This is a genomic window from Aliidiomarina sp. (genome assembly GCF_022565475.1).
In the GTDB taxonomy this organism is placed as follows: Bacteria; Pseudomonadota; Gammaproteobacteria; order Enterobacterales; family Alteromonadaceae; genus Aliidiomarina.
Genome location: NZ_JAIUMR010000001.1, coordinates 49,264 through 60,704 on the forward strand (window position 1 = coordinate 49,264; position 11,441 = coordinate 60,704).

The following is an 11,441-nucleotide window of genomic DNA, read 5'->3' on the forward strand; positions in this document are numbered from 1 at the left end:
GCGATTAGACCTTACGATAAATCTGCAACATGAGCTCACTGTTCCAGGCTTGCAACAATAACGGTAAGTTAATGCCCGACTGACGCGCTTGTTGGCGTATTTCCAAGGCGCGACGATAGCTCGCATTGGCAATCTCATAGCAACGTTGAGCGCTGATATTCGCCGGTGCGACGGCCGCAAAAAGAGGATGTACCTTATTCTCCGCCGCATCACGACAAACTTGTTGGAGACTCGCGAGCACGCGTTCAAGCCACGACTGGAGCTCGATAGGGTCAGAACTCGTTGGCAGCTGACCACGCAGAAGCCCCTTTAATTCTTTGTCTTCGGCAATTTGCCCTGTTTGCAACTCCGCTAAAACAGAGAGGGGCTGGCGCTGCGCGCGCTCAAGTTGGTCGGGAGATAACGGGATTTGGCTCAAAGGTGTCAGCCAATCGTTTAACTCATCTACGCTGGGCCGAGGTAAAGGGTAGCTAGCGATGCGGCTACGAATCGTCGGCAATAGTTGACTGTATTGTTTCGCATACAAACAGAAATAAGTTGCTTGCGGTGGCTCTTCTAACGTTTTTAACAACGCATTGGCTGCTTGCAACGACATCTGGTCTGCAGACAAAATGCTAATGACTTTGTTGCCACCTTGCCCTGCCGTCTTCTGAACTTGTTGAACTGCCTGTCGGACCGCATCGACGCCAATTTGCTTTTGTCCCTCAGGCTGCAAAACAATCAGATCCGGATGAGTACCCGCAAGGTAAAGCTTACAGCTCTTACATTCACCGCACGCTTGGTTGCGTATTTGGTTTTGCTCACAAAGTAAAAACTGTTCTAAGCGTAAGCGTAGAACTTCACTGCCTAATTCCGCAGCATCACTAAAACCGAGGCCATGGGCAAGGCGCTGTTGTTTGAAACTCGTCAGCAGTTGCAACCAGAGCCGTCGCAGCCAAGGAAAACTGCCCTGCGGAAATTGTTCAGTCGTCATGCGGCCACCGGATTGCTAAGGCACGCTGAATTTGTTGTTGAACGTCGCTTAGTTCATTTCCTGCATTGATGATCACTATATTCGGATCTTGACGGGCAATGTCTAAATAACGGGCGCGTGTGCGTTGAAAAAATGCGATCGCTTGCTTCTCAATCCTATCCAGCGAGCCTCGTGTTTGTGCACGTTGAAGGCCGAGTACTGGATCAATATCAAGATAAAGCGTTAAATCTGGCTGAAAGTCTTTGAGTGTAATTCCCCGCAGGGTTTGTAGCATTTCATCGCCTAACTCGCGGCCGCCGCCTTGATAAGCGCGCGACGACAAGTCATGGCGGTCACCGACGACCCACTGGCCAGTCGCTAATGCTGGTTTAATCACATTTTCGACCAGTTGAACCCGCGCCGCATACATTAACAACAGTTCTGCCTCTGCTGTAACCCTTTCGTCCCAGTCGCGTTTAACAAGATCCCGCAAGGCTTCGGCGAATGGTGTGCCACCGGGTTCTCGTACCTGAATATAGGACTGTTGTTGTGCGGCAATCCAGTCGCTGACTGTTTGCACCGCGGTGCTTTTCCCTGCACCTTCGAGCCCTTCTATGACAATAAACTGACCTTTCATCGATTCCTCTGATAGCGGTTTACCGCTCGATTATGCTCTTCCAGTGTGCGCGAAAACACGTGTGTGCCATCGTTACGGCTAACAAAATAAAAGTATTCAGACGATGCTGGCATTAATGTGGCAGCAATCGCGGCTCGCCCTGGCATAGCGATTGGCGTTGGCGGAAGGCCATCAATTCGATACGTATTATACGGTGTATGCTCTCGAATGTCAGACCGATAGATAACGCCACGATAACGCTCACCCAAACCGTAAATGATGGTCGGATCCGATTGCAAGCGCATTCCTGTGTGCAAACGGTTAACGAAAACGGAAGCGACTAAGTCGCGTTCATGTTCAGCGCCCGTTTCTTTCTCCACGATCGATGCCAGAATCAGTGCCTGATACCAGTCGGTCAATGGCACCGAGCGATCGCGTTGCGACCAGAGTTCAGTAACAACACGCTGCATGCGTTGATACGCTTGGCGATAAAGCTGTAGATCGCTCGTACCTGCATAAAATCGGTAGGTATCTGGAAAGAGTAATCCTTCTGGATGAGTAAACTCACTACCGAGTTGCGCCATTAGCTCTGCAGGTTCCTCGGCGGCAAGGCCACTGCGTACATACGGATGGACAGCCAGTTGCTGTTGCCATTGACGAAATTCAGTTCCTTCGACAAAAGTGATCGAAAATAGATGTTGTTCACCGCGATGAAAACGTCCCCAGAGATCAACTAAGTGCTCATTCGGACGTAACTCATAGACCCCTGCTTGAATGGTTTCACCTCGATGAAACAGTCGTAACGACCATGCGAACAGCTGTGGCTGCTCGAGAAAGCCTTGCTCATGCAGCACAACTGCCAATCGCCGTGCATGACTGCCACGCGGCACTTCAAAAAGCGTCGGTTGTTCGAGGTTGCTCAGCTGCCCGCCATGATGAAACCAATAGTACAAACCACCATAGGCACTACCCAGAGTTACGGCACAAAGCAGCGCTAAAATAAGACCGATACGAAGGACTAATTTGATCATGGTTGTAATACGCTTTGCAGTTGTTGCGGATAGTGTCGACATTGTGCCAATGGTTTGCCGTCCAATTGGCGCACAGGCACAAGCCCCATCAAGGCGTTACAGATCAATAGTTCATCCGCTTGTTGCAGCGATTGCCAACGATAGTGACCAATCTTAACCTGCGGGTTTACCTTCAATAATTGTTCGCGGGCAACACCAGCGACTCCTGCTTGATCAAGCGCAGGCGTATACCACTTGTCGCCCTGCCGCCAAAACAAGTTTGCGGCCGTCGCTTCGACAATATAATCATCGCTATCGAAAACGACAAGATCATCGAGTGTTTCGTCTTGTGCAAGCTCTTGTTTCAACAGAACTTGCTCAAGGCGATTCAGGGTTTTCAAACCGGCTAAGGCAGGTTGGCGGCCGAGCTTAAGTTGGGCCCGGCCCATCGCGATGCCCTCTTCTTGCCAAGCCTCATAGTGTGACGGGAACTCAGAAACGGTCAGGATACGACGAACTATCGTAGATGCCGGTGGCGTATATCCCCTGCCGCCGTCACCTCGAGTCAGCACGATTTTAACCACTGCTTTGGTTAAATACTCGGGCGCCAACGACTGACGTAGCTCTTCCCAATCGGCAATTATTTCGGACTCTGAAATCTGGCCCAAGCCTAAACGCTGCGCGCACTGCTGCAAACGAGACCAGTGCAGTGGCCATAGCTGCAATTGACCTTGGCTCATCGCAATCGTCGTAAAGCAACCATCGGCAAACTGCCAACTGCGGTCAGTTAACGCCAATGTGTCAGTAATGTTCCCGTCGACACTTTGAATTGGAAGGTTTTGCTTGGTCACGTTATTCCATCATGGCTTACTGATTGTCCAACCATTGTGCCTGAAAATTTCCAGCACGAAAACCGGTCTCTCATCCTGCCAACGATACGTTAGTCATCCGCACATATAGAAAAAGGCGGAATTTTCATTCCGCCTTTCGAAAAGACTAACCTGTTTTTAAGCGATTAAGCAGAGTGCTTGTTGATATAATCAATCGCTGCTTGAACAGTACGGATTTTTTCCGCTTCTTCGTCTGGAATCTCAGTTTCAAACTCTTCTTCCAGCGCCATAACTAACTCAACGGTATCCAACGAGTCAGCACCAAGGTCATTTTCAAAAGAAGCTTCTGGCTTTACTTCTTCTTCTTTAACACCTAGTTGTTCAATGATAATTTTCTTTACGCGTTCTTCGATAGTGCTCATGTCTAACCCTCAATTCAAGGTATCTTTATTAATTTGCGTGTAGTGTAGTCAATCAGCCGACACGATTAAAGCAAAAATTGCAGATTTATATGAGGTCTTACCTCGTATTGCTGCTAATTTCGGCAAAAACGTTTACACCATGCTCATGCCACCGTTGACGTGAATTGTTTCACCGGTGATATATCCTGCCTGTTCTGAAGCCAAAAAGCCAACAGCTGCGGCAATTTCTTCCGGTTTACCCAAACGCGCAGCTGGAATGGTTTCAAAAATTCGAGCGCGTTGGTCGTCGGTTAATGCTTTGGTCATATCCGTATCAATAAACCCTGGAGCGACTGCATTGACTGTGACACCCCGTGACGCGATTTCTTTCGCTAATGCCTTGGTGAAACCAATCAGCCCTGCTTTTGCTGCACAATAGTTTGCTTGACCCGGGTTACCTGTTGTACCGACGACCGATCCGATATTAATAATGCGTCCGTAGCGATTCTTCATCATACCGCGCATGACTGCCTTACACATCTTATACACGGCAGTCAGGTTAGTGTCGAGGACACTTTGCCACTCATCGTCTTTCATTCGCATCAATAAGTTGTCACGGGTAATTCCGGCATTATTCACGAGAATATCAATTTTGCCGAATTCAGCCTGTACCTGACTCACCAATTCATCAATCGCGCCGTCAGTCGTGACATTCAATACCAGTCCACGGCCGGTATTACCCTGTGCGTTTAAATACTCAGAAATGGTCTGCGCACCGCTGTCACTTGTGGCTGTACCTATCACAGTAGCCCCACCACTGGCGAGAACCTCGGCGATCGCTCTGCCAATACCACGCGTTGCGCCGGTAACTAAAGCGACTTGACCTGCATAAGCTTGTGTCATGTATTTTTCCTTCGTTCTTGCTGTTATTTGTCGTGATCGATCATGATCACATTTAAACTTGGCGGATACTTTGCACTGTCTCGGCATCGTTCACAGCTATACCGACAAGATCACCGTCAATTCGTTTCGCGAGACCTGTTAAGACCTTACCGGGCCCGATCTCGTAGATGTGGGTCACGCCCCGTGATTTCATTTCAAGCACAGTTTCGGTCCAGCGAACCGGCGAATAAAGCTGAGCGACCAGCGCCTCACGTAACGTCTCCGGTGATGTCGCTTCGGCTACGTTTACATTGTGTAACACTGGAATTTGTGGCATCTGAATTTCGATATGTTCCAACGCTTCAGCAAGCACTTCCGCAGCGGGTAACATCAAAGCACAATGGGACGGTACACTCACTGGCAGTGGCAACACACGCTTTGCACCGGCTTCTTTCAGCAGCACCGCAGCGCGGTCTACTGCATTTTTCTCACCGGCAATCACGACCTGTCCAGGTGAATTATAATTAACCGGCGCAACAATATCGTCCTGTGCTGCTTGCTTGCAAGCCGCAGCAATTTTGTCATCGTCAAGGCCAATGACTGCGGCCATCGAGCCTAAGCCAGCCGGAACAGCTTCTTGCATTGCTTTGCCACGAAGTTCAACGAGACGAATAGCGTCGGCAAAATCAATCGCACCGGCACAAACCAGTGCTGAATATTCGCCAAGCGAGTGTCCAGCTAGAATTGCCGGCGCTGGACCGTCGGCAAGACAACGCCAAATAGCGACGCTCGCTGCCAATAATGCTGGCTGAGTCACTTCGGTTGAATTCAAACGACCGTCAGGGTCGTATTGGACAACATCCCAGAGGTCGTAGCCCAATACCTCTGAGGCTTCAGCGAATGTCGCCGCGACTTGTGGGAATTGTTCTGCTAGGTCGGCCAACATGCCGACCGCTTGTGAGCCTTGTCCTGGGAAAACGAATGCTACATGTTGACTCATGAGTCATCTCTCTCTATTGATCAATATCAGGGTGGCTAATAGCGAATCAGGGCTGAGCCCCATGCGAATCCGCCACCAAATGCTTCTAATAATAGTGTCTGACCGCGTTGGATACGTCCATCTCGAATCGCCCAATCGAGTGCAATCGGCACTGACGCAGCTGATGTGTTGCCGGTTTCTGCTAACGTCATCACCACTTGCTCAAGGGGTAGCCCGAGCTTTTTTGCGGTTGCCTGAATGATCCGAAAATTGGCTTGGTGAGGGATCAGCCAGTCTAATTCCTGCGCCGTCATGTCGTGAAAACTCAATGTATCTTCAACCAGACTCGCCAACTTTTCCACCGCAACTTTGAACACTTCGCGTCCGCGCATGTACAGCCACGCTTCTTGCTGCAACGCTTCATCGTCGCGATTCGGATGATCCGCACCCAATAACGAAGCAAACTCCCCTGCACTATAAATATGCGTCGACAAAATACCTGGGCTGTCGGCCGCGGACAACACAGCAGCGCCGGCACCATCACCGAATAACACGATAGTATTGCGATCGTCTGGACGGCACAAGCGCGACAACGTATCGCTGCCAATAACTAACACGTGTTTGGCAGCACCACTAATAATATATTTTTCGGCTACGGAAAGCGCAAAGATAAAACCAGAGCAAGCTGCGGCAACGTCGAATGCTGGAATATCGGTCACACCCAACGCATGCTGTACTTCACAAGCGGCACTGGGAAATGCGCGATCTGCCGATGTCGTCGCCATTACAATTAAGTCGAGGTCAGCAGCTCCGAGTCCTGCTGCATCGAGCGCGCGCTTGGCTGCTTCTGTTCCCATGGTAACCACCGACTCATCCGTACTTGCGATATGGCGAGTTTGAATGCCTGTACGTTCGCGAATCCAGCTGTCGGTGGTATCAACACGTTGTTCTAATTCAGCATTCGTTAACGTCGTAGCGGGAAGAAAATGCCCCGTTCCTGATAAACGAGCGTAGCATGTTTGTACTGTGGCTGTTTGCCGAACAGACATAAATCCCCTCATGTGCCGGTTCTCCCGACTATCGCGAGCGGGAGCTTATTGTTGTTCACTCAATACTGTTTCGACCTGGGCTTGAATACGCTCGGGAAGTTTAATTTGAGCTTCTTTGATGGCGTGAGTAATGGCACTGAAAAATGCATTTGCACTTGCGTTTCCATGGCTCTTCACGACAACTCCGCGCAATCCTATCAAACTTGCGCCGTTATACTGGTCGGGGTTCAGCCATTGCCAAGATTTTCGTTGTCGTTTTACCAGCAACCAAGCCAGCGCTTTGCTCAACCAATGGTCTTTCATACTCGCCTGAAAGTGCTCATAAACCAATTTGGCCATGCCCTCACAGCTTTTTAAAGCGATATTACCGGTAAAACCATCACAGACCACAACATCAGCCTTGCCGGTAAATAAATCAGAACCTTCGATAAAACCACGGTAATTCAGAGAGGCGGACTGGGCGAGCAATAGGCCCGCTTGCTTGACTACGTCTGGGCCTTTAATCTCTTCTGTGCCCATGTTCAACAGCGCGATTTTTGGCTTTTCAACACCGCTCATTTCATGCGCGAGTACCGAACCCATCACCCCAAATTGAAATAAAGTCTCGGCATCACACACCGGATTTGCGCCAAGGTCAAGGAGGTATCCTTGAGAACCACCAGCGGTTGGTATAGGGGCGACTAATGCAGGTCGTAGCACTCCAGGTAAGGTTTTGATGTGCAGGTAGGCCATCGCCATGAGTGCACCAGTATTCCCGGCACTGACACAGGCATCAGCACGACCTTCAGCAATATAGTCGATGGCGACACGCATGGACGAGTCGGTTTTTTTTCGCAAACATTGGCCGGGCTTATCGTCCATGTGGACAATTTGCGTTGTATGATGAAATTGGACGCGACTACTATCGAGGGATTTATCGACCTTACACTCACGAGCAAAGAGCGCTTTCAGTCGCGGTTCGTCGCCAGTGACAATAAAATTGACATCCGGAAACGACTGCAGCGCTCGGGCGAGCGCTGCAATTACAATGGAGGGACCACGGTCACCACCCATCGCATCGATTACAAGAGTAAAGTTTGTCATACGCCTTAAGCGATGACTTTCTTACCTTTGTAGTAACCGTCAGCGGTTACGTGATGACGAAGGTGAGTTTCACCACTTGTCTGATCAACAGACAATGCAGCACCACTCAACGCATCATGTGAACGACGCATACCGCGCTTAGAACGGGTTTTGCGGTTTTTTTGTACAGCCATTTGACTCGTCTCCTGAATCGTTTATTTCTTAAGCTTTTGCAATACAGCGAACGGATTTTGCTTTTCTGCTTCCGCAGGTAGCTCACCCCATTTCATTGCATCACTCTTAATCTTACAGTCCTGCTCGACATGCTTTGCCACAATCGGCAATGCCAATAGCAGTTCGTCTTCAACTAGAGGATGGAGCAGTACCTCGCCTAGTTCATTCAATTCGACTGCTTCGTAATGCTCCGGCATATCCTCAGCGGAACGCCGCTTTGTCACCGGGGCATATTGAAACTCTGTCTCTAGTTGCCATGGCATGGCATCGCCACAACGTTGGCACACTAGTTCGACGGATGCTTTCGCCTGACCACGAAAATAGTGAATCTTTTGCTCATCTGTATCGAATGTTAGCGTGACCTCTACATCGGTACAGGGTGATGCCAGCACTTCATTGAAACGTGGTAAGTTTTGTCCGGGAATAACCCCGTCAAATGACAACTTTTTACCTGAGTTTCGTACCGGATCAACCGAAAGCGGTATACGAACCTTTTGCATAGCGCGCGAATAATAATAGTTGAATTACTGATAGTCAAAGAAAATTACAAGACAAGCCCCTGTTTTCGCGAAAAAACAGATGTTTTTGCTAGTCCTGATACATTTTCCACCCTTTAATGTGCCATTCTATCATACTTACGTATAAAAGTACGTGTATGATAAAAGCCAATAAGGATTAAATTTCGTTGTTCGTGGGCACTTAAACCTAGATGTAACCGGAGGCAACCATGGCATCGTCCCCTCTTCCTCTTGTACTGGCAAGTAGCTCTGTGTATCGCCAAGCCTTACTCGAGAAGTTCGGCATACCTTTTATTACCGCAACGCCAGACGTTGATGAACTGCGTCTAGCCGAAGAGCCAGCGTTCGACTTAGTGCGTCGCTTGGCCTTTGAAAAAGCAACGGCATTAAAAGCAGAGTTTCCAGAACATTTAATTATCGGCTCTGACCAAGTCGCTGTATGCCAAGGTCGCATTCTCGGTAAGCCGCATACGCGAGCACGAGCGATAGACCAACTTAAGCGCAGCAGCGGTCAAGAAGTGGTGTTTTATACTGGGCTTTGCTTATATAACAGTGCCACGCAGGAAAGCCATTGCATCGTGGACCCATTCACTGTTGAGTTTCGTGAATTAACAGAAGCAGAAATATGCCGCTATGTTGACCAAGAGAAACCATTTAACTGTGCCGGCAGCTTTAAAAGTGAAGGCTTTGGCATTACTTTATTTAAACGAATGCGCGGTGATGACCCAAACAGCTTGATTGGCCTGCCTCTTATTCAACTGGCGGAGCTGTTACGCCTGAACGGTGTTCAGCTGCCTTAAGCGTTCTGGTAATTCACGAATATCATTGAGAATAAAACGCGGCTTTTCGACGCGCAATCGCACTTCATCATGAACGCCCCACGTGACACCTGCAGCTGGCATACCTGCATGATTGGCCATTTGTAAGTCAAAGCAGGAATCGCCAATCATGATCGCAGATGCGGCGTTCACGCCCGTGTGCTGAAGGATTTCTTCAAGCATCTGTGGCGCCGGCTTACTTTTTGCTTCATCGGCACAGCGCGATACTTGAAAAAACTTGGCCGTATTCGTTTCTTGCCAAGCCCGTTCTAGCCCGACTCGGGCCTTTCCCGTGGCCACGCCCATCAGTATGTTTTGCCGTTGTAAATCGACTAACACCTCTTCGACACCCGGAAAAAGCGGCGATGGCGTTTGGTCGGTATGCACATAGAATTCTCGATAAATGGCAATCAACTGCTGTTGTTCCTGCGCATCATAGCAATCAAAAAGGCGTTCTAAAGCGACCCAAAGGCTTAAGCCAATAATGTCCTTAACTGCACTTTCTGACGGTACTGACAATCCGGCCGCAGCTGCCATTTTTTGCATGCAGGAAACAATGCGCGGCACCGAGTCCATCAAGGTGCCGTCCCAATCAAAAACAACTAATGCGGGTTGTATTAATCTCTCGCTCATTGCGAATTACTCACTACAGAGTGATATTTAGTTAATAACATAGCGCGTATGTTATTGATTATATGTGCTAACTATTGCGAAGCTTGTTGATCACTGCCTGCAGGTTAGGATCCAGCGGTGCTTCAAAACGCAACGGCTCACCTGTTTTTGGATGTTGAATCGTCAATGACTGTGCGTGTAGAAATAAGCGATTTAGCCCGAGCACTTGCAATTGCTCATCAAACCCTCGAATCCCATATTTGGTATCACCAGCAATGGGGTGGCCAACGCATTGAGCGTGAACGCGGATTTGGTGAGTCCGTCCGGTAATCGGTGACGCTTCGACTAAGGTTGCGTTGATCTCACTTTGTGGAAAGCGCTCACGTACGCGAAACTTCGTCAATGACGGTTTACCAGTATCGGCAACCCTCACCACCCGTTCCCCTGACTGCAGGGTGTTCTTTTGTAGGGGGGCATCAACCGACTTGATTTTGCCGGGCCAACTGCCGTAGACCAGAGCGAGATAAATCTTTTCCATTTGTTTATCCCGCAACTGCTCGTGCAAAGCGCGCAAAGCTGAGCGTTTCTTCGCGACCAGTAAAACGCCGGAGGTATCACGGTCGAGGCGGTGGACAAGTTCCAAAAACTTAGCCTGTGGACGCAACGCACGCAGCCCTTCAATTAATCCAAAGCTCAGCCCTGAACCGCCATGCACTGCGGTACCTGAAGGTTTGTTGACGACCAGCATGATGTCGTCCTCGTAGAGAATGCAACCCTCTAATTCAGCAACCTTCTCTAGCTTTGGATTAGGGAGACTCTGTTTGGCAGCAACACGCACCGGTGGAATGCGAATCTCATCACCTGCAGCTAAACGCTGATCCGGTTTACAACGTTTTTTATTGATCCGCACTTCCCCCTTGCGGACAATCCGATAGATCATGCTTTTCGGCACGCCTTTCAATTGCGCCAAGAGAAAGTTATCAAGCCGTTGACCGGCTTCATCAGCATCGACGGTATACCATCGTACACCCGGATTGGTTGCATCGGTCGCAGTCGTCGATTGATTGGGATGTGTCATAGCAGGCGCAATATTCCTTGTGAAGTCACAAAACAGGTTCATTCAGCGCTAAATAATAACATGAGTTAACACAGTGGTCATCGCTCTTACTCGCAGTACACAGGACTTTATGATCGCGTTTTGCCTGAATTCAACACTTTATCTCAGCGAAACTCATGAATCGGCATATTTGTTGCTTGTCAGACTGCAAGGTAAATGCGACAATAGTGTGTCGGATTCTTAGGAATCACGATAATGTTTTTCTCGATGAATGTTCTCGAAAAGCACAACACTGATACGCAGCGAACGCCTGTTTCGGCAGTTAAGAAATTTATTGTTACACGTAGCTTATTATCACGTTGCGACATTTTTCGGTTATGCGGTTGACGTTCAGAAAGAGCGCAATCCCCCCAGCAACCTG

The 11,441-nt window shown here is 49.1% G+C and carries 14 protein-coding genes; 1 reads left to right on the forward strand and 13 read right to left on the reverse strand.

From position 1 onward, the window contains the following. Window positions 1-4: 4 nt before the first annotated feature. The 11 genes from LAT77_RS00230 to yceD all read right to left on the reverse strand — a co-directional run bounded on the left by LAT77_RS00230 (window position 5) and on the right by yceD (window position 8,515). A complete protein-coding gene (locus LAT77_RS00230) occupies window positions 5-973 on the reverse strand; it encodes a DNA polymerase III subunit delta' (RefSeq protein WP_290562528.1) in 969 nt (322 codons plus the stop codon). Next, window positions 963-1,589: a dTMP kinase gene (gene tmk, locus LAT77_RS00235; RefSeq protein ID WP_290562529.1), complete on the reverse strand. Its 627-nt coding sequence runs from the start codon at window positions 1,587-1,589 to the stop codon at window positions 963-965. Before tmk ends, LAT77_RS00230 begins: the two co-directional genes overlap by 11 nt. After that, the gene (gene mltG, locus LAT77_RS00240; protein ID WP_290562530.1) at window positions 1,586-2,599 is read right to left on the reverse strand and encodes an endolytic transglycosylase MltG; all 1,014 of its coding nucleotides are present in this window, start codon (window positions 2,597-2,599) and stop codon (window positions 1,586-1,588) included. The genes tmk and mltG overlap by 4 nt, the downstream gene beginning before the upstream one ends. Next, complete coding sequence (gene pabC, locus LAT77_RS00245) at window positions 2,596-3,429, reverse strand: aminodeoxychorismate lyase (RefSeq protein WP_290562531.1); 834 nt, start codon at window positions 3,427-3,429, stop codon at window positions 2,596-2,598. Before pabC ends, mltG begins: the two co-directional genes overlap by 4 nt. A gap of 164 nt (window positions 3,430-3,593) precedes the next feature. After that, window positions 3,594-3,830, reverse strand: a complete 237-nt coding sequence (gene acpP, locus LAT77_RS00250) for an acyl carrier protein (protein ID WP_126790791.1) — start codon at window positions 3,828-3,830, stop codon at window positions 3,594-3,596. Between the two features lie 132 nt (window positions 3,831-3,962). After that, window positions 3,963-4,712 (reverse strand): 3-oxoacyl-ACP reductase FabG, encoded by a 750-nt coding sequence (fabG, locus tag LAT77_RS00255; protein ID WP_290562532.1) that lies wholly within the window; start codon window positions 4,710-4,712, stop codon window positions 3,963-3,965. A 52-nt stretch (window positions 4,713-4,764) separates the two neighbouring features. After that, window positions 4,765-5,691: an ACP S-malonyltransferase gene (fabD, locus tag LAT77_RS00260; protein WP_290562533.1), complete on the reverse strand. Its 927-nt coding sequence runs from the start codon at window positions 5,689-5,691 to the stop codon at window positions 4,765-4,767. A 35-nt stretch (window positions 5,692-5,726) separates the two neighbouring features. Then, window positions 5,727-6,719 carry a beta-ketoacyl-ACP synthase III gene (locus LAT77_RS00265; protein ID WP_290562534.1) on the reverse strand — a complete coding sequence of 331 codons (993 nt, stop codon included), beginning with the start codon at window positions 6,717-6,719 and terminating at the stop codon, window positions 5,727-5,729. A 45-nt stretch (window positions 6,720-6,764) separates the two neighbouring features. Next, window positions 6,765-7,802 (reverse strand): phosphate acyltransferase PlsX, encoded by a 1,038-nt coding sequence (gene plsX / locus LAT77_RS00270; RefSeq protein WP_290562535.1) that lies wholly within the window; start codon window positions 7,800-7,802, stop codon window positions 6,765-6,767. 5 nt (window positions 7,803-7,807) lie between these two features. Next, on the reverse strand, window positions 7,808-7,975 hold the full coding sequence (rpmF, locus tag LAT77_RS00275; RefSeq protein ID WP_126790799.1) for a 50S ribosomal protein L32: 168 nt from the start codon (window positions 7,973-7,975) through the stop codon (window positions 7,808-7,810). A 21-nt stretch (window positions 7,976-7,996) separates the two neighbouring features. Continuing rightward, entirely contained in the window at window positions 7,997-8,515 is a 519-nt protein-coding gene (gene yceD, locus LAT77_RS00280; RefSeq protein ID WP_290562536.1) for a 23S rRNA accumulation protein YceD, read from the reverse strand. Window positions 8,516-8,742: 227 nt separating this feature from the next. Between yceD and LAT77_RS00285 the strand changes: the two genes are divergently transcribed. Next, window positions 8,743-9,333, forward strand: a complete 591-nt coding sequence (locus LAT77_RS00285) for a nucleoside triphosphate pyrophosphatase (RefSeq protein WP_290562537.1) — start codon at window positions 8,743-8,745, stop codon at window positions 9,331-9,333. Here the strand turns inward: LAT77_RS00285 and LAT77_RS00290 are convergent. After that, the gene (locus LAT77_RS00290) at window positions 9,304-9,984 is read right to left on the reverse strand and encodes an HAD-IA family hydrolase (protein ID WP_290562538.1); all 681 of its coding nucleotides are present in this window, start codon (window positions 9,982-9,984) and stop codon (window positions 9,304-9,306) included. The two genes, LAT77_RS00285 and LAT77_RS00290, sit on opposite strands and share 30 nt — an antisense overlap. Before the next feature lie 67 nt (window positions 9,985-10,051). Next, window positions 10,052-11,041, reverse strand: a complete 990-nt coding sequence (gene rluC, locus LAT77_RS00295) for a 23S rRNA pseudouridine(955/2504/2580) synthase RluC (RefSeq protein ID WP_290562539.1) — start codon at window positions 11,039-11,041, stop codon at window positions 10,052-10,054. Window positions 11,042-11,441: the final 400 nt, after the last annotated feature.

Coding starts and splice junctions, on each gene's coding strand:
- LAT77_RS00230 (WP_290562528.1), bottom strand. CDS start 973: ATGACGACTGAACAATTTCCGCAGGGCAGTTTTCCTTGGCTGCGACGG.
- tmk (WP_290562529.1), bottom strand. CDS start 1,589: ATGAAAGGTCAGTTTATTGTCATAGAAGGGCTCGAAGGTGCAGGGAAA.
- mltG (WP_290562530.1), bottom strand. CDS start 2,599: ATGATCAAATTAGTCCTTCGTATCGGTCTTATTTTAGCGCTGCTTTGT.
- acpP (WP_126790791.1), bottom strand. CDS start 3,830: ATGAGCACTATCGAAGAACGCGTAAAGAAAATTATCATTGAACAACTA.
- fabG (WP_290562532.1), bottom strand. CDS start 4,712: ATGACACAAGCTTATGCAGGTCAAGTCGCTTTAGTTACCGGCGCAACG.
- fabD (WP_290562533.1), bottom strand. CDS start 5,691: ATGAGTCAACATGTAGCATTCGTTTTCCCAGGACAAGGCTCACAAGCG.
- LAT77_RS00265 (WP_290562534.1), bottom strand. CDS start 6,719: ATGTCTGTTCGGCAAACAGCCACAGTACAAACATGCTACGCTCGTTTA.
- plsX (WP_290562535.1), bottom strand. CDS start 7,802: ATGACAAACTTTACTCTTGTAATCGATGCGATGGGTGGTGACCGTGGT.
- rpmF (WP_126790799.1), bottom strand. CDS start 7,975: ATGGCTGTACAAAAAAACCGCAAAACCCGTTCTAAGCGCGGTATGCGT.
- yceD (WP_290562536.1), bottom strand. CDS start 8,515: ATGCAAAAGGTTCGTATACCGCTTTCGGTTGATCCGGTACGAAACTCA.
- LAT77_RS00285 (WP_290562537.1), top strand. CDS start 8,743: ATGGCATCGTCCCCTCTTCCTCTTGTACTGGCAAGTAGCTCTGTGTAT.
- LAT77_RS00290 (WP_290562538.1), bottom strand. CDS start 9,984: ATGAGCGAGAGATTAATACAACCCGCATTAGTTGTTTTTGATTGGGAC.
- rluC (WP_290562539.1), bottom strand. CDS start 11,041: ATGACACATCCCAATCAATCGACGACTGCGACCGATGCAACCAATCCG.